The organism is Sphingomonas sp. SRI_018, from assembly GCF_057586275.1.
This window is the reverse complement of the sequence record NZ_JBYCZO010000001.1, coordinates 2,122,766-2,145,883: the sequence shown is the minus strand read 5'-3', so window position 1 is coordinate 2,145,883 and position 23,118 is coordinate 2,122,766. Positions and strand designations below refer to the sequence as shown.

Genomic DNA, 23,118 nt, shown 5'->3' with positions numbered 1-23,118 from the left:
CCGATGTCAGGGGGAGACGGATGGTGAATCAGCATGTCGCAATTCGTGCGATGTTCGCGCTTTCGGCGGCGGTCGGCGCGCTTGCGCTGCCCGGCGTCGCCGCCGCGCAGGATGCGCAGGCCGCCGACGCTACCGTCCGCGATCCCAACGACATCGTCGTCACCGCCCAGAAGCGCGACGAGCGGCTGCAGGACGTCCCGATCTCGATCAGCGTCGTCGGCGGCGAGCAGATGCAGCGCAGCGGCGGTTCGCAACTGACCGATTATGCGGCCTATGTGCCGGGGCTGCAGGTCGACAATGCCGGGTCGCCCGGCCGCTCCACGCTGTCGCTGCGCGGCGTCGCGCCGATCGGGCCGAGCGCGACGGTCGGCATGTACCTCGACGACGCGCCGATCGGATCGAGCGGCATCTACAATCGCGCGCAGACCTTCTCGCTCGACCTGCTGCCCTACGACATCGAGCGGCTGGAGGTGCTGCGGGGGCCGCAGGGCACGCTCTATGGCGCCAGCTCGATCGGCGGCCTGCTCAAATATGTGACCGTCCAGCCCGATCTCCAGAACCTGTCGGTCCGCGCCAGCGGCGAGGCCTTCACCATCGCGCATGGCGAGGATCTCGGCTGGGCGGCGAGCGCGATGGTGAACGTGCCGATCATCGCGGACCAGCTGGCGATCAGCGGCAGCTACTCGCGGCGCGACACGCCCGGCTACGTCGACAACATCCAGACCGGCGAGAAGGACGTGAACGACGCCGTCCAGAAGGGCGGCCGCGTGGCGCTGCTGTGGCGGCCCGATCCCGCGCTGACGATCAAGCTCAGCGGATTGTGGCAGTCGGTCGATTCGGACAATTTCAGCATTCTCTACGAAGGCATGGGCAACCAGCCGCTGGCGCCCGGCGCGCGTTTCCTCAGCACCAATGCGCAGCTGCCCGAGCCCTTCACCAGCGACTTCCAATTCTATTCGGGCACGGTCGGCTATGACTTCGGCTTCGCGGAGCTGAGCTCGACCACCTCGTACAGCGAGCTCAAGATCCTCGAGACCAGCGACGCCTCTCGCGTCTACGGCGTGATCTGGGGCGGGCTGGCGATCTACCCGGCACGGCTGCACCAGAAGAAATGGACCGAGGAGGTGCGGCTCACCTCGGCGTCGAGCGACAAGCTCGAATGGATGCTCGGCTTCTTCTACACCGACGAGGACAATACGCACGACCAGGTCGTCCGCGCGCTCGACGCTTCGGGCGAGGTGCTGCCGGCGTTTGATCCGTTTGCGATCGTCGCGCTGCCCAACACCTACCAGGAATATGCGGTCTTCGGGAACGCGACGTGGAAGATCAGCGAGAAGTTCCACATCAGCGGCGGCCTCCGGTGGGCGCGCAACGAGCAGACCTTCACTCAGGTGACGCAGATTCCGCTGCTCGGGCTGGATTCGGGCGGGTCGGGCACCTCGGAGGAGGAGATCGTCACCTACAGCGTCAGCCCGCAGTTCAACGTCAATCCCGACACGATGATCTACGCCCGCGTCGCCAGCGGCTATCGTCCAGGCGGGCCGAACATCGCGCTGCCGGGCTTTCCCTCCACCGTCGATTCCGAGAAGGTGACGAGCTACGAGGCGGGCATCAAGGCGCGTTTCCTCGATCGCGCCGTCGCCTTCGACGCCGCGGTGTTCCTGCTCGACTGGAACGACCTGCAGACCTCCGCCCCCTTCGCCGAGGGCATCAACGGCCTGGTCAACGCCGGCACCGCGCGGAGCAAGGGCGTCGAGGCGTCGCTGCTGATCCAGCCGATCGCCGGCCTCAGCGTGGGTGCGAACTTCGCCTACACCGACGCCAAGTGCACCGAGACGACCAGCAACTGTACCGACGGCGACCAGCTGCCCAACGTGCCCAAGATCGCGGCGGCGATGACGGCGGACTATGGCTTCGCGCTCGGCGGCTCGGCGCGGGCGCGGATCGGCGGCGCTCTGCGTATCGTCGGCGACCGTATCTCCGCGGTCGAGAGCTCGCCGCTGGCGGTGCCGGTCGACGGCTATGCGACGCTCGACCTCAATGCCGCGGTCACCTTCGACGGGAAATGGACGCTGCGCGCCTACGCCCGCAACCTCACCGACGAGGAGGGGCGGATCACCACCAACGTGGCGACCACCAATCCCGGCTTCCTGTCGACCGTCCCGGTGCAGCCGCGCACGCTGGGGCTTGCGGTCGACCTGGCCTTTTGAGGGTGGACGCGCTCGAAATGAACGCACCTGTCGCCTTGCGTACCGGAGGCCTCGCGCTGCCGCAGCCCTATCTCCTGTTCCTCGGCGACGTCGAGCACGCGGGCTTCGCCAAGACGGCGTTCGGCCTCAGGGACTGGGCGCCGGAGAAGTGCGTGGGGGAGCTCCGGCTGCCCGGCGCCACCGTGACCACCGGCCTGGAGGCGTTGACGCCCGCCGAAGCCCATGCACGGGGCGCGCGGGCGCTGGTGATCGGCGTGGCCAATCCGGGTGGGATCATCCCGGCGAGCTGGCGCGCCTCGCTGGTCGAGGCGCTGGAGGCGGGGCTCGACCTGGTCGCGGGCATGCACGTACGCCTCGCCGAGATTCCCGAACTGGCCGAGACGGCCCATCTGCTCGGGCGCCGGCTGATCGACGTGCGGGTGCCGCCGCCTCAAATCCCGGTGGCGACCGGGCGGAAGCGGAGCGGCAAGCGGCTGCTCACCGTCGGCACCGACTGCGCGCTGGGCAAGAAATACACCGCGCTGGCGCTGTGGCGCGCCTTCGCCGGGCGCGGTGTGGAGGCGGATTTCCGCGCGACCGGCCAGACCGGCATCATGATCGCCGGCGGCGGGATGCCGATGGACGCCGTCGTCTCCGACTTCGAGGCGGGCGCGGCGGAACTGCTCTCGCCCGACGCGCCGGCCGATCATTGGGACGTGATCGAGGGGCAGGGGGCGCTCACCCATCCGGCCTATGCGGCGGTGTCGCTCGGCCTGCTCCACGGCAGCCAGCCCGACGTGTTCGTGGTCTGCCACGAGCCGGGCCGCACGGAGATGCTGGGCACGGCCGGCTACAAGCTCACCGGCATCGAGGAGGTCGTCGAGCTGACGACATTGCTCGGCCGGCGGACCAACCCGGCGATCCGCTGCGCCGGCTTCTCGTTCAACACGTCTGCGCTGGGGGAGGGGGAGGCGGCCGAGCTGATGGCGCGTGAGGGCCGTCGGCTCGGCCTGCCCGTCGCCGATCCGATCCGCGGCGGACCCGCGTTCGAGGCGCTGGTCGACTCCTGCCTGGCCGCCGCATGACCGCGCCGGCGGCAGGATCGAGCTGGTTCCAGCGCTTCCTGCTGCCGGGCTTCGCGCTCAAGGCGGTGATCATCGGCGGCGGCTACGCGACCGGGCGCGAGCTCGCCGAATATTTCCTGTCGAGCGGCCCGTGGGGCGGGCTCGCCGGCATGATGCTGGCGATGCTGCTGTGGAGCGCGATCGCCACCGTCACCTTCGCCTATGCCCGGATGGTAGAGGCGCTCGACTATCGCGCCTTCTTCCGCTCGCTGCTGGGGCCGGGATGGATCGCGTTCGAGGCGGCGTACATCGTGTTCGTGGTGCTGATCCTCGCCGTGTTCGGAGCGAGTGCGGGGGCGATCGGCACGGCGATGTTCGGCTGGCCGGGCTATGCCGGGGCGCTGCTGCTGGCCGTCGGGATCGTCGTCACGACGGCGCTCGGCAGCGGCTCGGTCGAGCGCGTGTTCAAATATGTCTCGATCCTGCTCTACGGCGTCTACGCGCTGTTCCTGCTGCTCGGCCTGTGGAGCTTCGGCGAGCGCATCCCGCAGGGGTTCGCCGCGCAGGGTTCGGCCGAGGGATGGGCGCTCGGCGGCGTCACCTATGCGAGCTACAACATCGTCGGCGCGGTCGTGATCCTGCCGGTGCTGCGCCACCTGACCAGCCGGCGCGATGCAGTGGTGGCGGGCCTGCTGGCGGGACCGCTGACGATGCTGCCGGCGATCCTGTTCTTCGTCTGCATGGCCGCCTTCTATCCGGCGATCGCATCGCAGACGCTGCCGTCGGACTTCCTGCTGCGCCAGATGCATGTCCCGGCCTTCCACTGGCTGTTCCAGACGATGATCTTCCTGGCCCTGCTCGAGAGCGGGTCGGGCGCGGTGCACGCGATCAACGAGCGGATCGCGGGGGTGATGCGGGCGCAGCGAGGTCAGGAGCTGGGCGTGCGCGCCCGGGCAGTGATCGGTAGCGTCCTGCTGCTCCTCTGCATCTTCGTCGCCGACCGCATCGGGCTCGTCGCGCTGATCGCAGGGGGATACCGGCTGCTCGCCTATCTGATCCTGGCCGTCTTCGTCCTGCCGCTGATGACGATCGGGCTCGCGCGCCTCCTCGGCCGCGGGCCTGCACAACCCCGGGGAGAAGTCGCCGCATGAATCGCTTTCTCCCCACGCTGCCCGCGCTGCTGCTCGTGCTCGCCGCGCCCGCGCGCGCCGACGTGCCTCCCGGCTTCGACGCATGGGTGGAGGCGCTCCGCCAGAAGACCGGCGCGCCGGGCATCGCGGTGGCGGTCGTCGAGAAGGGCAGGACCACGCTGGCGCGCGGCTGGGGCGTGCGCAGGCTCGGCGATCCGGCCAAGGTCGATGCCGACACGATCTTCCAGACCGGATCGACCGGCAAGGCTTTCACCGCCGCGGCGCTGGCGATCCTGGTCGACCGGGGCGCGATCAAATGGGACGACCGGGTGATCGACCACATGCCCTGGTTCCGCATGTACGATCCCTGGGTCACGCGCGAGATGACGATCCGCGACCTGCTCGTCCACCACAGCGGCCTCGGGCTTGGCGCGGGGGACCTGCTGTTCGTGCCGCGCGGCAGCCTGTCGCGCAAGGAGACGGTGAGGCGGCTGGCCTTCATCAAGCCGGCGACCAGCTTCCGTTCCGGCTATGCCTACGACAATATCCTCTACACCGTCGCCGGCCAGCTGATCGAGGAGGTCACCGGTAAGACCTGGGAAGAGTTCATGACCCAGGAGGTGCTGAAGCGCGGCGGCATGAACACGGCGACCGCCACCTACGAGGCGCGCTGGTCGACGCCCGACCGCGCCTTCCCGCATGCCCGGATCGGCGGCGCAGTGCGCGGCGACGGGCCCAATTCGGTGCTCGACGAGCGCGAGGAGTTGGGCCGTGCCGGGATGCCTGCCGGCGGGCTGGCGCTCAGCGCCAACGATCTCGCGCAATGGCTCAAGATCCAGCTCGGCCATGGCGCCTTGCCCGGCGGCGGGCGGCTGTTCAGCGAGGCGCAGGCGGCCGAGATGTGGAAGGGTGTGACGATCCAGCCGATCGCGCCCTATCCCGGTGCGCTCGCGCCGCTCACGCCCAAGTTCAGCACCTATGCGCTGGGCTGGGAGGTCGAGGACTATCGCGGCGCGCGGATCATCTCGCACGGCGGCGGCGTGTTCGGATCGATCACGCACGTCATCCTGCTGCCCGAGCAGGACGTGGGAATCGCGGCGGTGGTCAATTCCGAGGACGTCGCCCTGCTGCGTGGCGTCGCGCACATGCTGGTCGACCATTATCTCGGCGTGCCCGACCAGGACTGGCCGTCGCGTTTCGCGGCGTTCATGGAACAGCGCGTCGCCGGCGGGAAGGCCGCGCTGGCGGCGGCCAAGGCCGCGCCGGCCAAGGTCGGCCCCTCGCTGCCGCTCGAGCGCTATGCGGGGACCTATCGCGATCCCTGGTACGGCGACGTGGCCGTCACCAGCGGTGCGGATGGCCTCCGCATCGACTTCAGGACCACGCCGCGCATGGCCGGCAGGCTGGTGCACTGGCAGTACGATACCTTCGTCACGCGCTTCGACGACAAGGCGATCGAGCCGGCCTATGTCACCTTCGCGCTCGACGTCGACGGCAAGATCGCGCGGGTATCAATGAAGGCGGAGAGCCCGATCGCCGACTTCAGCTACGACTATCAGGATCTCGACCTGCGTCCGGTGGCGGGGGCGGGCAAGTGAGGCGCGCCACCCTCGCGGCGCTGCTGCTGCTCGGCGCCTGCGCCACCACCCCGCGGCCGGGCACGGACCCGCTGGCGCTCCACAAAAGCTTCCTCGTGCTCGACACCCATCTCGACACGCCGATGCATTTCGCGCGGCCGGGCTGGAGCTTCGGCGAGCGCCACGATCCCGCGACCGATCTCGTGCAGGTCGATCTCAAGCGGATGGAGGACGGCGCGCTCGATGGCGGCTTCTTCGCCATCTATACCGACCAGGGGCCGCTCACCTCCGAAGGCTATGCCGCCGCGCTCGCCTTCGCGCGCGGACGGTCGGACCTGATCGACCGGACCATCGCCAGCTTCCCGGACCGCGTCGGCCCCGCGCTGACGGCCGCCGACGCGAGGCGGCTGAATCGCGAAGGCCGCAAGATCGCCTTCAAGAGCATGGAGAACAGCTACCCGCTGGGCGAGGACCTCTCGCTGCTCGCCGAGTTCCATCGCCGCGGCGTGCGGCTCGCCGGGCCGGTGCACGGCAAGAACAACCAGTTCGCCGATTCCGCCACCGATACCCCGCGATGGGGCGGCCTCAGCCCGCTCGGGCGGCGCTGGGTCGCGGAGATGAACCGGCTCGGCATGGTGATCGATGCGAGCCACGCCTCCGATGCCGCGTTCGACCAGATGCTTGAGCTGTCCAGGGCGCCGATCCTGCTCTCGCATTCCAGCGGCCGCTGGGCGTTCGACCATCCCCGCAACCTCGACGACGGCCGCATCCGCAAGCTGGCGGCCAAGGGCGGCGCGATCTGCGTCAGCACGATTTTCCTTTCCGACCTGAACCTCTCCGGCGAGCGTGGCGCGCTGTTCGCGCGCTACGAACAGATCGCCACGCTCAGTCCGGAGGAGCAGGTCGCGCTCGCCCGCCGCTGGCGCGAGCTCGACCGGACGGCGCCGCTGTGGAACGCTGATTTCGAGCGCTACATGGCGATGGTGCTGCACGTCATCGCGGTTGCCGGCGTCGACCATGTCTGCTTCGGCGCGGACTGGGACGGCGGCGGCGGCCTGCCGGGGATCGAGGACATCTCGGCCCTGCCGCGCGTCACGGAGCGGTTGAAGCGCGCCGGCTATTCGGACGCAGATCTCGCGAAGATGTGGGGCGGGAACGTCCTGCGCATCCTCGAGCAACAGGGCGGTCTGCCTTAGCCGGCGGTGACGCTCCGGATCGTCGCCTTGCCCCGGGCGAGATCGCGACACACCGCGGCCGTCCGCTCGTCGATGGGGAAGCAGCATTCTGAGATTACATCGCTGAGAGCGATGCTAGAGCGTTCCGCAGGGCGTGCCCCTTTAGGGGCTCTCTCACTTCGCAAGCGCCTAACTCGCCTAGAGGCCGAGCTAGGCGAGATTGAAGAGCGCCCTCAGCACGTAGCTAACGTTGCTCTTGTGTTCGATGGGGAGCCGGTAAGAGGTTCCTTGGCGATCGAAGCAGATTTCGCCGGAAAGGCATTGCAAGACTATCAAGAACTGATCGCCAAACATTTGGCCGCCGATAGCGGTCAAATGGCGGATCGTGGTCGGCTACCAGATCAAATTCACAAGCAAGCTCGCATGAATGTGACGGCGCTTGTGCACGGCTCTTTTGGTTCCGTTCTAGTGGTTTAGCCGCTCAGAGATCGGGGGCCAACCGCAACCCGATCAGCGCCACGACCGGGAATGCATCCGGTTTACCCCCCAGCCCCTCGGAAGTCGTGCTCCGCGCTGTTGAGGCCACGCCGGGGGCATAGCCGATCCGGAACTCTCTCCAATGCGAGAGGGATTTCCTACTTCACCCGCCCGACCAAGGGATAGCTGATGATCAGCACCAGCGGTTCGCTGCCCTGCTGGCGGATGCCCATCGTCTCGCCGGTGAAGAAATAGACCGCCTGCCCCGGCCCGACCTGCGCCTTGCGGTCGCCGGAGAAGGCTTCGCCGCGGCCGGAGACGACATAATAGACCTCGTCGTGGCTGAGCTTGTGCGCGCCGATCGCCGCGCCCGGATGCAGCGCGCGCTTGCGGAACTCCATGTTCCGGCCCGGCACCGCATCGCTGATCCGCCAGGCGGTGCTCATCCCGATACGCCCGTGCGGAGTCGGCTCGTCGCGCTTGACCGAGTTCTCGTCGATCACGGTCATTCCGCCGGCCGGTACCTCCTGTGCGGCGGCAGCGGCGGGAAGGAATCCCATCAGGAGAAGCAGGCTACCCCGCATGGCCGAGCTCCGCGATCAGCGTTTCCATGTTCTCGATGTAAGCGCCCGTCGAGATGCCGATCGCCGGGTGCGGATCGATGTACGGCGAGGTGTCGGTATCGTCGCCGACGCGGGTCGCGCCATAGTCGCCCGGCACCGGTGTCGGCGAGCCGTCATGGGTATAGGGATGGCTGGTGGTCTTGAGCTCGGTCGGCCACCAGCCCTCGGCATTGAGCGAGGCGACCAGCGCCTCCGCCGAGGGGCGCTTGCCGCCGAGGTTGCGATCCGAATTCTTGCCGAGGTCGACGAGGAAATAGCGCGGCAACGGTGCCTTGGCGCCGGCGCGGAGCGGCGAATCCTTGGCGACCGCGCTGCCGGGGATCGCCTTCAGCCGCTCATATTCGGCGCGCAGCTTCGGCACGTCGATGCTGCGGAAGGAGCTGTAGTGCTCGAGCGTGTGCTCGGGATTGCCGTCGACATAATATTCGCCGTTGACCACGTCGGAACCGCGGCGATGGACGAACAGCGGCTTGTTCGAGCCGATCTCGACGAAGGTCGGATAGGCCCTGCCGTTCTTGACGAGATTGTCGGGCAGCCGCACGGAATCGAGCCATGCCAGCGCCTCGGGCACACGCGCGAGGAATTTCGGATCGCCCGTCAGGCGGTAGAATTCGAACAGCTGCTCGATGTTCGCCGCGGTGGTGTGGGTGACGAGCGCGGTCGGTTCGTAGGTGCGCGCGCCGGTCGGCTTCATGTCGAGCGTATATTGCAGCCCCCAGCCGGCCTGCGGCGCCGGCTGCTGCGCGGCGACGAACACGTCCATCGCACGCCGGATCGCGTCTGGGATGCGCGGGTCGCCCAGCGTCTGCTGGTACATCAGCAGGAACTTGATGTTCTCCGCCGCGACGTCGTCGTTGAAGGTGATGAAGCCGGTATAGTCGGGCTTGCCGTGGTCGATGTAGGGGCTCTTGGTCGCCGGATAGCGTTGCGGCCAGCCGCCGTTCGGATACTGGCTCTCGAGGACGAAGCTCAGCGCCTTGTCGAGCGCCGGCTTGAGGTGCGGGTCGCGCTTCTCGAGGTAGAGCCTGAGCAGGAACTGCATCGACTCCGACGTTCCGGCGTCGTCGAAGGTGGCGTTGCCCCAGTCGTGCTGGAATTCCTCCAGCCGCCAGGCGTTCCTGCCGATCGTCGCGTACCAGCGCCTGGTCGAGTCCGGACCGCCATAGTCGATGAAATAATGCCAGCCGCCGCTCGGCAGCTGCCCTTCGATCAGCGCGTCCGCCGCCTTCACCGCCGCCTGATAATAATAATCGTCGCCGGTCGCGTGATAAACGTCGAGGAACAAATGCCCCATCGTCGCGGTGCCGGGCGGCTGCACCCACACCATCGTCGGATAGGCCTCCATCTCCCCCCAGCGGCGCGAGAAGTCGGGCAGATAGGCCCAGACATAGCCGCCGTGGACCGATGCCTTGTCGACCATGAAGCGCGTCGCCCGCTTCATCGTGTCGAGCAGCTGCGCGCGGGGCGGAGCGGCGGAGCCGGCGACGGCGGGCACGGCTGCCATTATCGACCAGACGGTGCCGAGGCCGAGGATCAAAGCTGTGGCACGCCGCATGCGATACTCCGAGACGGGAAAGGCCGGCGCAACCCTAGGGGATCGCGCCGGCAGGTGAGGAGACGTCAGTAGTTGAAGCGCACGCCGACCAGGAACTCGCGGCCGGTGTGGTGATAGACCGACAGCAGGTTGCGCGAGTCGACATACTGGTCCTGATACTGGTCGGTGAGGTTGACCCCCTCGAACGTCAGCTTGATCTGCTTGGTGACGTTGATCTGCACCGAGGCGTCGAGGTTGAACGTCTTGTTGGTGCCCTGGCTGTCGACGCCCTGGGTGCCGACCGCGTCGCTCATGTAGCCGCTGCGGTAGGCGCCGGAGACGCGGGCGCTGATCAGCTTGTCCTCGTAATAAAGGGTGGCGTTGGCCGAGTGGCGCGACAGGCCGGTCAGGTCGTCGATCTTCATCACCTGGCCCTGGGCGTTCAGATATTTGATGTTCGAGCTGACGTGCGTGTAGTTCAGCAGCACCCCGAAGTTGCCGAGGAAGCCCGGCAGGAAACGGAACGGCTGCTGGAAATTGATCTCATAGCCGCGCAGACGCCCGCCCGGCGTGTTGCGCGGCACGGAGAAGACCCAGTTGGTGAAGGCGGGATTGCAGGTCGCCGGATAGAGATTGCCGCACGCCGCGATCGCCAGGCTGTCGGGCAGGCCGAACGGGTTCTCGGAGAAGGCGCCCGACGACTGTACCGTCTGCACGAAGCTGTCGATGTCCTTCTGGAACAGCGCGACCGACAGCAGCGCCCCCGGCTGGTAATACCATTCGGCGGAGACGTCGTAGGTGGTGGCGCGGAACGGATCGAGGTTGGGGTTGCCCGCCGACACCGTCCTGTTGGCGCCCGAGACGCCCACCGACGCCGAGGGCGGCAGGCTGCCCAGGTCCGGCCGCGCCATCACCCGCGCCGCGGCGAAGCGGAGCAGGAAGTCGCGGCTCGGCTCGATCACCAGGTTCATCGAGGGCAGCCAGTCCTCATAGGTGCGCGACGAGGTGATCGGCGTCGCCTGGCCGCCGAGGAACGAATAGCCCTGCGCGCGCTGGAAGGTCTGGACATAGCGCACGCCGCCGTTGCCGCGCAGATTGAAGATGCCGAAGTCGTGGTTGAAGTTGAACTGGACGAAGCCGCCCTTGTCATGCTCCTCGACGCGGGTGTTGCCGGCGAGGCCCGGCTCGATGCCGAGGCGGAAGGCGCCGCCCCGCGCAGTCGGATCCTCCAGCCCGAAATAATCGCGCGCCGCGAAATAGTCGGGGGCGAAGAAGCTCTGGCCCTCGATCGACACGACATGGCCGAACTTGTCGAGCGTGTCGCCGGGCAGCGTGCAGCAGGTGAGGTTGGTGTCCTGCGCCGCGGTAGTGCCGTTGCTGCGGCGAAGGTCGATGCTGCGGAACTTATACTCCTTGTAGGAGGCGCCCGCATCGATCGAGAATTCGTCCGAGACCTTCCAGTTGAGGTTGAGCTGGGCGTTGTCGAACCGGTTCTTGACCCCCGCCGCGCGCAGGCGGAGCTGGCTCAGCACCCAGGCCTGCGGATTGTCGAGGTCGGCGGTGCCGAAGTCGAACACCGGATGCTTCCGGTCGGTGTAGTCGTAGCTGTAGCCGTCGACGTTGAACTGGTCGAAGGTGACGGTGTTCTGGACCGGATTGTCGTGGTCCGACTGCGAATGGCCGGCGAGGAGATTGATCGACAGATTTTCGCCGAGCTGCTGGTCGATCTTCACCGTGAGCTGCTTGAACTTGGTGTCGAGCCGGTCGAACCGGTTCTCGACGCGCAGGTCGACGTCGTTGAAGGTGCCGGCGATCAGCGCGCCGTTCTCGACGGTGGCGGCGGTGACGTCGACATCGGCGACGCCGCAATTGGTCGGCCGCGACGTCGCGGTGCAGGCGCCCGCCACCGAGAAGCCGTTCGCCTCGAGATAGCGTTCCTCGCGCGTGCCCTTGAACTGGGCATAGAGGCCGTCGATCGTGATCGTCGTGCTGTCGGTCGGTTTCCACTGCACCGAGGCGGTGGCGCCGATGCGCTCCTGATCGGTGATGAAATAGTCGTAGCGCGGGAAGCGCGGGTGGAAGAGGTTGTTCGCCTCGATGCACTGCGGCGTGGTCGAGGGGCCGCCGGCGGTCGGATAGGCGCAGGTTGTGCCGAGATAGCTCTGGAAGCCCGGCGCGACGCCCGCGGTGTTGGTCGTCCAGCGCACCGTCGAATAGCCGCTCTCGACGATCCGGCGCTTGGTATAGGCGACCGAGGCGAGCACGCCGAAGGTCTCGTCGGCATTGCGCCACGAGATCATGCCCGCGGCGCGCGGCGATACCTTCTCCGACAGGTCGTTGTATCCGGCCTGCGCGCCGCCGGCGATCGTCAGGCCCGCCTTGTAGTCGAACGGATGCGCGGTCTGCAGGTCGACGGTCGCGCCGAGCGAGCCCTCCTCGGTCACCGCATCGGCGGTCTTGCGGACGGTGATGCCGTTGAACAGGTCGGCGGCGAACACGTTGAAGTCGAACGCGCGGCCGCGATTGGTGCCGCCCGAGGCGTCCGAGCTGCCGGCGGTGGCCATCGCCTCCATGCCGTTGATGCGCACGCGCGTGAACTGCGCGCCGAGGCCACGGACAGAGATCTGCCGGCCCTCGCCGCCGTCGCGCGCCAGGGCGACGCCCGGGACGCGCTGGATCGACTCGGACAGGTTGAGGTCCGGGAACTTGCCGATATCCTCGGCGAGGATCGAGTCGATCGCCGCCGCCGACTGGCGCTTCTCGTCGAGCGCGCGGGCGAGGCTGCCGCGGAAACCGGTGACAATGATATCCTGGTTGGAGTCGGCGCTCTGATCCGGTGACGCCTGATCCTGCGGCACGGCGGTTGCTGCCGAAGTGTCGTTCGGTCCTGCCGCCTGGGCATGGGCTGCCGCCGAGAATGTCACCGCAAGCGCCAATGCCGCCACCGACGTGCCGCCGCGCATCCAATGCTTGAATTCAATCCCCTTGCTCATATCCCTCTCCCAGAATTTCGTTTGTTTTGTGTTATTTGGTTATTGCACGTCTCAGCCCGTGCCGAGCATGGACCTCCGTACCCGACCATGCGCCAGCACCGCCTGATGGAAGCGCCTGAGCGCTGTGCCGCCGCGTCCGGCACCGGTCTCGGCTAGGGCGAGCCACGCCGATGCCTCGCCCGCCCGCACGGCCGGCTCCAGGCAGACGCGATCGGCGTCCTGGTCGAACGTGGCGAAGAAAGCGGGTTCGCCTTGCATCATCCCCAGCTTCTGACGAGCTTCCGATGCTGACCATCGCTCACTATGGACACCGGTGTCAATGACCGCTCGCGCAATTCGGAACAACAGCCAGTGAATGTGTCCCAAAAGCATCAGATCATTGCCGGCATGGGCGCCATCCGCGGCCATGAGCTGCTCGGCATAGACCGCCCAGCCCTCGGCGAAGGCAGGGGCGTAGCGTAGCCGCAGCGGATGCGGCGCGGCGCGCGCTTCCATCGGGAGCTGGATCATGTGGCCGGGGATCAGCTCGTGATGGACGACGCTGCCGAGGCTCCAGGCGGGGCGGCGGCGGATGTCGCTCAGGTCGACGAAATAGCCGCCGGGCTTGCCGTCCGGCGTCGGCAGCTCGCGATAGCCGCTGCGGGCGGCGGCCTCGTCGGCCGGCGACATGCGGCGGACGGCGACGTCCAGGCACTCCGGCGGCACCGGGCCGATCAGCGCCGGTACCCGCGCCTTGGCGGAAGCAAGGAGGCGGTTCATGTCGGCGACCGCGCGGGTGCGCCCGGCATCGTCGTTGCCGTAGAGATGCGCGGGATCGCGGAAGGCGGCGACGATGCGCTCGCCGACCGTGCCGTCGCGGCGACCGAGGCGCCGGAGCACCGCGTCGGCGGCGCGGATCAGCTCCTCCGCCTTGGCGAGGAACAGCCGATGCGCCGCCGTGCCGCCGCCCCTGAAGCCGAACTGCCGGTCGAGCAACAGGTCGTAGTATTCGGCCCCGTTCGGCAGCCGCCACATGCCCGGCGCATCGCCTGCCCGAGGTGCCAGCGATGCGAGGAGCGCTGCCTGCTCGCGCAGTGCGGTCGCGGTGCTGCCCTGGGCTTGGCCGGCTGCCTTGGTCACGGCAGCGGCGGTGCGATCGAGCAGCGCGCGCGGGAGGATGATCCCCGCCGTCGCTTCGGCGCGAATCGCGCGGGTGTCGGCAGCGATGCGGTCGGCGGCATCGGCGCGGCCGGGATCGCGCCAGGCGCCGCTCGTCGGCGTGACGGTATAGGGCGAGCGGCCGGGCTGCCCGAACGGCATGACCTCGGCAATGCGCGCGTCGATCGCGAGGCCCTCGCGGATGCACTTCAGGTCGAGCGCCGCCGAAGGCGACAGCCGATCCCCCCGGAACGCCTCCAGTCGCGCCAGCCGCGCGGCAGGCGAGGGGAGGGCGTCGAGTCCGTCGAGCAAGGCCCGCAGCCGCTGGTCGTCGCTCTCCGCCGCCTCGCCGGGAACGGCGGCGGTCGCCAGCGCCGCTCCGGCGCCTGCCAGCAGCGCGCGCCGCGTCACCGGGAGGCCGGCGCCGCTCATTGGAGCGGCACCACATTGTTGAGCCGGGTCACCTCAGGCGCATCGCCGGGCAAGGTAACGCGGACCTTAAGACCCGTCGAGTTCACTCCGCCGGGGATCGTCAGGCGCACGGTCGCGGCCTTCGGCGTCAGGTCGAGCGGCGCGGCCAGCGTCGGCAGCGGCACGCTCGCCACCGGTTTGCCGGCTGCATCCTCCAGCATGGCCGTTCCGCCGGCCGCCTCGACCGCGCCGAGGCTGTGGACGGTGACGGAGACCGTCCGGCCCTGCCGCCGCACGTCGTCGGCGCCGATGCCGAGGTCCGCCCGTTTTTCCGGCGGCGTGCCGGGCGACTTGAGTGCGAACTCCAGCACGGTGGTGGTGCGTGGGGCGAAGGTCACCGCGACCGCGGCGCTGCGCTCCAGCGTCACCTCGGTCGCCGTGGTCGATCCGTCGGCGGTGTCGCCGTTGGCGGCGCTGGTTCCCGCCGTCATCGTCCAGCGGCCGGCGGCGACGTTCCACGCCGTCATCGTCGCCGGCTGGGCGACGTCGCTCATGTTGTAGGCGATCACCTTGAACCGCTCGCGCGTCGCCCCCGGCACCAGGATCGCGACCTGCTCGGCCGCGCCCAGATTGGCGAAGCGCCAACTCACCGCGTTGCCGGGATAGGTCTGGTTGCGCTTCAGCGCGATCCCGCCAAGCCGCTCGCGCTGGAGGAATTCATTGGGCTGGTCGACGCGGTCGGACCACCAATGCCCCTCGGTATACATATATTCGTGCTGCGTCTTGTCCTCGATCGCGTCGGCGTGGAGCGTCTCGAGCAGGCGCTTGTCGCCGGTCGCATCCCAGCCGGCGACGCGCGCGAAGTCGCCCGGCTGGCCCGCGAGCGCCTTGCCCCAGTCGTTCGTCCGTCCGAGCGCGGCGACGACGTTCTCGTTGAGATCGCCGAGCGATGCCGGCCCGCCCTTCGCCACGCGCGAGAGGATCGGCGCCAGATATCTGTCGTCCCCCGTGAAGCGCCACGCCGCCCATACGGACTGATAGGGCGTCGCCACTCCGCCGCCGTCGCCGGCGCGCTCGGCGTCGGTGCGCCAATTGATCTCGTTGGGGTAGCTCCAGGCCCCCTTGGCGTCCTGCTTCCCATGCGCCAGCCAGCCGTCGATCACGCCGGTGACGAGGCCCCGCGCGGTCGGGTTGCCGTTGTAGACGCCCATCAGGATCGGGGCGTGCATCACGACGAAGCTGTAGGGCTTCTGCCACTCCCACGGCCCTTCGCGATAAACCTTGGTGCCGCCGTACCAGTTGGAGGCGAAGTGCATGTGGCCGGCGGGATTGCGCTGGATGATGCCGGTCAGCGCCTTGGTCGTCGCCATCAGCCGCTCGACCGCTCTGGGCTCGCCCCAGTTGAGGTAGAGCCGCTCGGCGTCGCTGTTCATCCCCTCCTCATAGGCGTGAAGCTCGTCGGTGGTGATGGTGCCGAGCCCGCCCGTGTTCATGCCGTTCGCGTAGACGGCATCGGAGAGGGCACGCAGCGACGCGTTGATCTTGTCGGGCTCGACGCCCATCAGCGCCAGGCCCGGCCATTGCTGGGTCAGGTCGGTGTCGTCGGAGATGCCGCCGCCGAAATCGCCGTAGGGCACCTGCCGGTTGTCGATCCACCAGTCGACGAAGCGGCGCGTGAGCTTCAGGTCCTCGAGCTGCCGGAACGCCCACAGCGGCACGCCGGCGGGCGGCACCGGCTGGGTGAAGGGGGGCATTCCCGTCGCGCCGTAGCTGATGTCGGCCCAGTAGCGCCGGCCCTCGAGATTGTCGGGATCGACGCGGAGCAGGTCGGTGATGTCGGCCTTCACCCGGCGGTACATCGCCTCGCGGGCGGAGGCGGTATGCTCCTCCACCAGAAAGCCCCAATTGTCGCGGACCTGGTTGAAACGGTCGGCGACATGTTCGGCCTTGGCGGCGGCGCGGTCCTTGAACACCAGCCGGATCTTCATCCCGTCGATCGAAGCAGGACCGAAATCGGGCGCCGCGCTGGCGATGGCGAGATAGAGGCTGTCCTCGGTCAGGATGCGGTCGCGCAGGTCCAGCCACAAAGTGCGCGCCTCGCCCCGACGGACCGAGACCGAGACGTCGATCATGTCGCGCTCGGGCCAGATCGGGTCCTTGACGCGGATGTTGAGCGGGATGAGGCCGTCGCGGTTCGGCGTCACCTTGAGCGCCGGGATGTCGAGCGCGATGCCATCCAGCCCGTCATGCGCATTCGCCCAGGTATAGTTCCATGCGCGCGCCAGCGGCCGGTCGGGCGCGGCGGCGCTGAAGCCGGACGGGATCAGGATATGGACGAGCGGCGCCGCATCCTCGATGCGCCGCGCCTCGCCAGCTGCGGCCGCACTGCCTGCGCCGACCGCTGCCCCCCCTCGGCTCGCCGGCAGCGCCACCACCGTCGCCCGCTCCGCCGGCGGATAGCGGCCGGCGATGAAGGCATTGAGCCCGGCGAGCGCGGCGAAGCCCGGCGCGGCCTTGCTGTCGACGGTGTAGCTGAGCTTAACCGTACCCTCGGGCTCTGCGCCCGGTTGGACATCATAGGCCCAGATTTCCTGGATCGGCGTTTCCTGCGCGATATTGGTGAAGCGCAGCCGCCCGCCGGTGCGCTCGGAGAAGCTGTGGATCGATTTCTCGATCCCCTGCGGCCGCCGGGCCAGCGGCGCGTAGCGCTTCCCGTCCGCCGCATAGTCGAGGCCGCCATAGGCGGCGCCGCGGATATCGACGCGATTGACCGCCTCGCCGGGCGGGATCGTCAGCTCATAGGCCTTGCCGCCTTCGACATAGGTGTTCCAGTCGGGCAGGGTGAAATAGTCGTTGCGGCCGGGCAGGCGCGAGCGGTTGTAGACGCCGGGCCAGGTCGTCTCCGGGATTCCGTCGACGCCCTTCCACATCCATTGTTTGAGGTCCCTGGCGTCGGCGAACTCGACCTTGCGGATGCGCGTGCTGGCGGCGGTGAGCGCGGGCGGCGATTCCTTGTCGAAGCCATAGCGATGAAGAAAGGCGCGCCGCTCGCCCGCCGCGTCGAGCGGGGCCGCGCCTGACGGAGTGCCGCCGCCGGCGAGCGCGGCGATGTCCGCGGCCGGCAGCATCCGGTCGTAGACGCGGATGTCGTCCAGGTCCGAGCCGCGCATGAAATTGTAGCGGCTCTGCACCTGATGCGGCGCGATCACCCGCCCGGCGAGGCCGAACTGGTCGAGGCCGCTGTCGAGCACCGCCTGCCCGTCCTTTCGAGCCACTTCCTTGCCGTCGACGTAGAGCCGCACCCCGACCGCCTCGTCCCAGACGAAGGCGATGTGGTGCCAGGTGTCGGGTGCGGGCAGCGCATCCATCCGGAACGACACCCGCTCGCGCGCGAGGTTGGTGTCGGTGACGAAGGCGTCGAAGCCGTGGCCGTTCCAGTCGATCCGCAGGAACGCCATGTCCCAGCTCGAATGATCGGCGAAGCCGACGCGGAACAGCACGAACGGCGCTTCGCCGACCGGGTAGCGCGACCGCCAGAAGAAGGCGAGCGTGCCGCGCCGGGCCTGGATGTTGCCCGGCGCGTTCCAGGTGACGTAGCCGTCGTCCTCCCACTGGATCGCGCCTCCCGCCTTGCCGGTGGGGACGATCGCGACCTTGCTTGCGAAATTGGGGACGGCATCGCCACCGGCGCGGTCGGCGGTGAGGCTGATATCCGCCGAGACGTGGAAGATCAGTCCCGGCGCATCGTCGGCGCGTGCCGGACCGGCCGTCAGCAACGCCGCAGCGCCGATCGTGAGCAGCATCGACCCGTGACGGCGCACCATCCACCCCTCCCTTGCTGATCGCTGCGTGGCGATCGATTCTGGTGCCGGGTCATACCGGCTTATGACACCGGTAGCAATCGGCCCCTGACTAAGTAGCCGACGCCACACATTCCAGGAAGGCCGCCGCCTCGGCGCGTGCGCGCTCCGCCTCGGCGCACAGCCAGTCGCGTAACCGGACGATCTTCCGGCTGTGCTGGCGGGAGAGGGGGTAGGCGAGCCAGAAGGACCGCCCCGCCGCGGCGACTTTCGCGTGCGCCGGCACGAGCCGGCCGGAATCGATCTCACGGCTGAACAGGATCGGTGAGGCGATGACGACGCCATGCCCCGCGAGCGCCGCCGCGACGTCGAGATGCTCTGCCGAGAAGCTGGTGCCGAAGCGCGATGCCGGCGGCCCCTCCGCAAAGCCCAGCGACCGGTACCAACTCGCCCACCAGTCGGGCCGGCCGAGCAGCGGAACCTCGAGCGGGGCGCCGGGATCGCCGATGCCGGTGGCGGCATCCTTCAATCCGGGAACGCACAGCGGCATGAAGATGCTGGGAAACAGCTCGATCGTGCGCAGCCCCGGCCAGCGGCCGTCGCCGTTGCGGATCGCCGCATCGAAGCGGCCGGCGGAGAGGTCCTCGGCCGCCTCTGACACGTCGAGCTCTACCGATATGTCGGGATGCTGCGCCCGGAACAGGCCCAGCCGCGGCGTCAGCCAGCTCGTGCCGAAGGTCGGAAGCGTGGTGAGCGACAGCCGCGCCTCGTCCATGTCGGCCGCGCGCGCGAAGCTCGCCCGGAGCGCGGCGAAGGCATTGGTCGCTTCCGCGGCGATCATCGCACCGCCCTCGGTCAGCTCGACGCGATGCGGCCGGCGGCGGAACAGCGTGATCCCGATCTGCGCCTCGAGCTGTCGAACATGATAGCTGACCGAGGCCGAGGATGTGCCAAGCTCGCGTCCGGCCGCGGTGAAGCTCCCCAGCCGTGCCGCCGCCTCGAAGGCGCGGATCGCCGCAAGCGAGGGAAAGGGGCGGTCGAGCATAAGTGTGGCTTAGCCTCTCGGGCCAAGCTTCGCATAGCCAAAAGCGCATTGGCGATGTCATTCCCCCTGGAGAGGTAGTGCGGGAGATGCGCGGTGGGACAGGATATAGGCGGCGGAAAGGGGTTGCGGCGCAGGGACGTGATCGCCGGCGTCGCGTTGGCTGGCGGAATGCTTGGCCTCTTGGTGCCGACCCTTGCCCAAGGCCGCGACCTCGATCTCTCCGCGCGAGCGCACGACTGGGACTGGCTGGTCGGCAATTGGGACGTCTGGCACCGCCGCCTCAAGGAGCGGCTGGCCGGCAGCAACGACTGGCAGGAGTTCGCGGGCAAGAGCGCGCTGTGGCTGACGCTCGGCGGGCTCGGCACGATCGACGACAATATCGTCGACATCCCGAGCGGCACCTATCGCGGCCTCACCGTCCGCGCCTTCGATCCGGTGCAGGGGCAGTGGTCGATCTGGTGGATCGACGGCCGCAATCCGACGGTGATCGATGCGCCGGTCCGCGGGGGCTTCGACGGCGACACCGGCGTCTTCACCGGGCCCGACCTGTTCAAGGGGCGCCCGGTGATCGCGCGCTTCCGCTGGCTCGATATCCACAGCGCACGGCCGCATTGGGAACAGGCGCTCTCGACCGACGGCGGCAAGAGCTGGGAGATCAACTGGGAGAATTTCTTCACCCGCACCGCGCCGGTCGCGACGCCGTTGCCGCTGTTGGCGGAGAGGAGCCGCGACTTCGATTTCCTGCACGGGACCTGGTCGGTGCGACACCGTCGCCTGCGGCAGCGGCTTGCCGGGAGCAGGGACTGGGAGGAGTTCACCGGCACCCTGACCAACTGGCCGGTGCTCGGCGGTCACGGCAATGTCGGCGACAATCTTTTCGCGCGCGCCGACGGGGCTCATCGCGGGATCGGCCTCAGGACATTCGACCCAGCGCGCGGCGAATGGCTGAGCTGGTGGCTGGACGGGCGCAACCCCGCCGGTTTCGCCCCGCCGGTGCGGGGCCGATTCGCCGACGGCTTGGGAACCTTCACCGGCGAGGATCAGCTGAACGGCCGGCCCGTCCTGACGCGGACGCAATGGTCGTGGATCACATCCGGTTCGGCGCGGTGGGAGCAGGCGATGTCCGGCGACGGCGGCGCGACCTGGGAGGTCAACTGGGTCAGCGATTTCGTGCGAAGAGCTTGAGGAGGCGGCTACGCGCCCGGCGGCTGGTCCATCAGCGCGAGCCAGCGGGCGCGCAGCGCCGCAGGCCGGGCGGGATAACGCTCCCCAAGCGTCTCGCAGGCCACCATGCGATCGAGGCGGAAGCTGCGGAAATCCTGCCTCAGCTCGCACCAGGCGACGAGGATGCGCGCGGCGTCGAGATAGCCGATCAGCGCGGGCCAGACGGTGCGCTCGGTCGCCGCGCCCTTCTCGTCGCGATAGTCGAGGCGGACCTTGCGCCCCGCATGGATCGCCGCACGCAATGCGGTCACGTCGATCGTCTCGGGCGTGATCCGCCATCCGGGCGTGGTACGGGCGGCGGGGTCGTCGATCAGCGTGCGCATCTCCGGCGGAACGACCGCCGCGACCTTGGCGAGCAGGTCGCGCGCGGCGCGGGCGAGCGCGGGATCGGCATGACCCGCCACCCATTGCGCGCCGAGCACTGCGGCCTCCGCCTCGTCGGGCGTCAGCATCAGCGGCGGCAGGTCGAAGCCGGCATCGAGCACATAGCCGATCCCCGCCTCGCCGCGGATCGGCACGCGCTGGCCGATCAGCGCGGCGACGTCGCGATAGACCGAGCGCTTAGAGGTCTCGAGTTCTTCAGCAATGGCTTCCGCCGTCACCGGACGGTGCGAGCGGCGAAGGATCTGGACGATCTGGAACAGGCGGTCGGCGCGTCGCATGAGCTCGGTCGTAATGTCACTATGCTGACAGCATGGTGGCAGCAGCATGGCAGTAGGTGACACCAGCAATCAAGCCTCGGCAATCAAGGGAGATGACGATGCTCAAGACCTATCACGGCAGCTGCCACTGCGGCGCCGTCCGCTTCGAGGCGGACATCGACCTGGCGGCGGGGACGGGCAAGTGCAACTGCTCGATCTGCATGAAGCGGCGCAAATGGGGCGTGAACATCAAGCCCGAGCAGTTCCGGCTGCTGGCCGGTGCGGATGCGCTCACCGACTATCAGTTCGGCAACAAGCAGGGGCACCATTATTTCTGCAGCACCTGCGGCGCGGCACCGTTCGGCGACGGCTATGTCGAGGAGATCGGCGGCGATTTCGTCTCGATCAGCATCAACTGCATCGACAATGCGAGCGACGAGGAACTCGCCGCGGTGCCGGTGAATTTCTTCAACGGACGCGACAACGCCTGGTGGAACAGGCCCGAGGTGACGGCGCACCTGTGATGATCGTCAATTCCTCCCCGTGCCGGGGAGGATCTGAGTGTCGGAATCACGTCCCCGCAGCGGTCAGCCGGTCGAGCTGGTCGGTGGTGAGCGTCACGTCCCACGCGCCCACCAGCTCGCGGAGCTGATCGACGCTGGTCGCGCTGGCGATCGGGGCGGTGACGCCGGGCTGCGCCATCAGCCAGGCGAGCGCGATCTGGGCGAGGGTGGCGCCGGTCTCTTCCGCGACCTGATCCATTGCCGCCAGCACGCCGGCCTTTTCCTTGAGAAGCCCGGACATGCGGCCGCCGCGCGGGCTTTTGCCGAGGTCGGCCTCGCTGCGGTACTTGCCGGTGAGGAAGCCTGACGCGAGCCCGTAATAGGGCAGCACGCCGATATTGTGCTCGACGCAATAATCCTGGAGCTCGCCCTCGAAGCGATGGCGGCTGACGAGATTGTATTCGGGCTGGAGCACGCGGTAGCGCGGCAGGTCCTTCGCCGCCGCCGTCTCGTTCGCCGACTTGAGGCGGGCCGCGTGGAAGTTGGACGCGCCGAGCACATGGATCTTGCCGGCGTCGGCGAGCTTGCCGAACGCCTCCAGTACGTCCTCCTGCGGCACGCTCTCGTCGTCCTGGTGCGCATAATAGAGGTCGATGCGCTCGACCCCCAGCCGCTCGAGCGAAGCGTCGCAGGCGGCGGCAATGCGCGCGGGGGCGAGCTTCTCGCCGCCCTCGCCCGGGAGCATCCCGACCTTGGTCGCGATCTGGACCTTGCCGCGCTTGCCCGACGCCTTGAGCCAGGCGCCGATCATGCTTTCGGATTCGCCGCCGCGATGCCCCGGCACCCAGGCCGAGTAGACGTCGGCGGTGTCGATCATCGTGCCGCCCGCGTCGACGAAGGCGTCGAGCACGGCGAAGCTCGCCTTCTCGTCCGCGGTCCAGCCGAACACGTTGCCGCCCAGCACCAGCGGCGCGATGTCGAGGTCGGTGGCTCCCAGGCGGCGCGGCTGCATCAGTTCAGGTCCTCCGGCGCGACGTTGGCGGCGGCCGCCTGATTGGCATCGAGCGCGGCGGCGGCCTCGTTGAGCTCCTGCTCCTGGTCGGCGGTGAGCTGGCCGGGAGCCCTCTGGTCGTCTCCGCTGCCGCAGCCCACAAGCAGCAGCAGCGGAGCGACCGCGATCAATGGCCGGATCAGTGCGCGATCTCGTTGCCGGCGGCGTGGAGCGCGTTGCCGGCCGTATCGGCAGCATGGTCGGCCATGTTGGCGGCATGATCGGTCGCGTTCTCGGCCGCGCCGAACGCCTGGTCGGCGGCGGCATCGACGTCGTTGACGGCCTCGCTCATCGTGGCATTGGCGTCGGCGGCCACCGCATCGGCGGCGTTGCCGACCGCGGTCTGGCTGTTGTCCGAGCAGGCGGCGAGGCCGAGAGCGGTCGCGGCGATGGCGAGCGGCAGGATCAGTCGCTTGGTCATGTCTTTCTCCCCCGTGGATTGGGACGTGAACGCTAACCGAGCCCGATTGGTGCCGCAACCCGCCGCAATTCGATGCCGCAACGGCTGCGTTGACCTCATATAAAGATATCTTTATATCTATAT

18 protein-coding genes are annotated in these 23,118 nt (G+C 68.5%); 8 read left to right on the top strand and 10 right to left on the bottom strand.

Annotation, left to right across the window (positions count from 1 at the left end; translation table 11 throughout):
• The first annotated feature begins 20 nt into the window (after positions 1–20).
• The 6 genes from AC2YHA_RS09965 to AC2YHA_RS09940 all read left to right on the top strand — a co-directional run bounded on the left by AC2YHA_RS09965 (position 21) and on the right by AC2YHA_RS09940 (position 7,612).
• Complete coding sequence (locus tag AC2YHA_RS09965) at positions 21–2,210, top strand: TonB-dependent receptor (RefSeq protein WP_487401369.1); 2,190 nt, start codon at positions 21–23, stop codon at positions 2,208–2,210.
• A gap of 17 nt (positions 2,211–2,227) precedes the next feature.
• Positions 2,228–3,274 carry an N-acetyltransferase DgcN family protein gene (locus tag AC2YHA_RS09960; protein WP_487401368.1) on the top strand — a complete coding sequence of 349 codons (1,047 nt, stop codon included), beginning with the start codon at positions 2,228–2,230 and terminating at the stop codon, positions 3,272–3,274.
• Entirely contained in the window at positions 3,271–4,404 is a 1,134-nt protein-coding gene (locus AC2YHA_RS09955; protein ID WP_487401367.1) for a YkvI family membrane protein, read from the top strand. The genes AC2YHA_RS09960 and AC2YHA_RS09955 overlap by 4 nt, the downstream gene beginning before the upstream one ends.
• Positions 4,401–5,981, top strand: a complete 1,581-nt coding sequence (locus AC2YHA_RS09950; protein ID WP_487401366.1) for a serine hydrolase — start codon at positions 4,401–4,403, stop codon at positions 5,979–5,981. Before AC2YHA_RS09955 ends, AC2YHA_RS09950 begins: the two co-directional genes overlap by 4 nt.
• Positions 5,978–7,156: a dipeptidase gene (locus AC2YHA_RS09945; protein WP_487401365.1), complete on the top strand. Its 1,179-nt coding sequence runs from the start codon at positions 5,978–5,980 to the stop codon at positions 7,154–7,156. The genes AC2YHA_RS09950 and AC2YHA_RS09945 overlap by 4 nt, the downstream gene beginning before the upstream one ends.
• A gap of 267 nt (positions 7,157–7,423) precedes the next feature.
• Entirely contained in the window at positions 7,424–7,612 is a 189-nt protein-coding gene (locus tag AC2YHA_RS09940; RefSeq protein WP_487401364.1) for a hypothetical protein, read from the top strand.
• A 158-nt stretch (positions 7,613–7,770) separates the two neighbouring features.
• Here the strand turns inward: AC2YHA_RS09940 and AC2YHA_RS09935 are convergent, their stop codons facing one another.
• The 6 genes from AC2YHA_RS09935 to AC2YHA_RS09910 all read right to left on the bottom strand — a co-directional run bounded on the left by AC2YHA_RS09935 (position 7,771) and on the right by AC2YHA_RS09910 (position 19,155).
• Positions 7,771–8,196, bottom strand: a complete 426-nt coding sequence (locus AC2YHA_RS09935) for a cupin domain-containing protein (RefSeq protein WP_487401363.1) — start codon at positions 8,194–8,196, stop codon at positions 7,771–7,773.
• The gene (locus AC2YHA_RS09930) at positions 8,186–9,790 is read right to left on the bottom strand and encodes a pectate lyase (RefSeq protein ID WP_487401362.1); all 1,605 of its coding nucleotides are present in this window, start codon (positions 9,788–9,790) and stop codon (positions 8,186–8,188) included. The genes AC2YHA_RS09935 and AC2YHA_RS09930 overlap by 11 nt, the downstream gene beginning before the upstream one ends.
• A 65-nt stretch (positions 9,791–9,855) precedes the next feature.
• Positions 9,856–12,762: a TonB-dependent receptor gene (locus tag AC2YHA_RS09925; protein WP_487401361.1), complete on the bottom strand. Its 2,907-nt coding sequence runs from the start codon at positions 12,760–12,762 to the stop codon at positions 9,856–9,858.
• A 51-nt stretch (positions 12,763–12,813) separates the two neighbouring features.
• Entirely contained in the window at positions 12,814–14,331 is a 1,518-nt protein-coding gene (locus AC2YHA_RS09920) for a DUF885 family protein (protein ID WP_487401360.1), read from the bottom strand.
• A complete protein-coding gene (locus AC2YHA_RS09915) occupies positions 14,328–18,134 on the bottom strand; it encodes a LamG-like jellyroll fold domain-containing protein (protein ID WP_487401359.1) in 3,807 nt (1,268 codons plus the stop codon). Before AC2YHA_RS09915 ends, AC2YHA_RS09920 begins: the two co-directional genes overlap by 4 nt.
• Positions 18,135–18,222: 88 nt before the next feature.
• Complete coding sequence (locus tag AC2YHA_RS09910) at positions 18,223–19,155, bottom strand: LysR substrate-binding domain-containing protein (RefSeq protein WP_487401358.1); 933 nt, start codon at positions 19,153–19,155, stop codon at positions 18,223–18,225.
• Positions 19,156–19,248: 93 nt separating this feature from the next.
• Here AC2YHA_RS09910 and AC2YHA_RS09905 point away from each other — a divergent pair, with 93 nt between their 5' ends.
• Positions 19,249–20,340 carry a hypothetical protein gene (locus AC2YHA_RS09905; protein WP_487401357.1) on the top strand — a complete coding sequence of 364 codons (1,092 nt, stop codon included), beginning with the start codon at positions 19,249–19,251 and terminating at the stop codon, positions 20,338–20,340.
• An 8-nt stretch (positions 20,341–20,348) separates the two neighbouring features.
• Here the strand turns inward: AC2YHA_RS09905 and AC2YHA_RS09900 are convergent, their stop codons facing one another.
• Entirely contained in the window at positions 20,349–21,041 is a 693-nt protein-coding gene (locus AC2YHA_RS09900) for a helix-turn-helix transcriptional regulator (RefSeq protein ID WP_487401356.1), read from the bottom strand.
• 98 nt (positions 21,042–21,139) lie between these two features.
• On the opposite strand from AC2YHA_RS09900, the gene AC2YHA_RS09895 reads away from it, so the two are divergent.
• Positions 21,140–21,544, top strand: coding sequence for a GFA family protein (locus AC2YHA_RS09895; protein WP_487401355.1), 405 nt, complete (start codon positions 21,140–21,142; stop codon positions 21,542–21,544).
• Between the two features lie 46 nt (positions 21,545–21,590).
• Here the strand turns inward: AC2YHA_RS09895 and AC2YHA_RS09890 are convergent, their stop codons facing one another.
• The 3 genes from AC2YHA_RS09890 to AC2YHA_RS09880 are packed head-to-tail and all read right to left on the bottom strand — an operon-like array spanning position 21,591 to position 22,995.
• Entirely contained in the window at positions 21,591–22,535 is a 945-nt protein-coding gene (locus tag AC2YHA_RS09890; RefSeq protein ID WP_487401354.1) for an aldo/keto reductase, read from the bottom strand.
• Entirely contained in the window at positions 22,535–22,705 is a 171-nt protein-coding gene (locus tag AC2YHA_RS09885) for a hypothetical protein (RefSeq protein ID WP_487401353.1), read from the bottom strand. Before AC2YHA_RS09885 ends, AC2YHA_RS09890 begins: the two co-directional genes overlap by 1 nt.
• 8 nt (positions 22,706–22,713) lie before the next feature.
• Complete coding sequence (locus AC2YHA_RS09880) at positions 22,714–22,995, bottom strand: hypothetical protein (protein WP_487401352.1); 282 nt, start codon at positions 22,993–22,995, stop codon at positions 22,714–22,716.
• Positions 22,996–23,118: the final 123 nt, after the last annotated feature.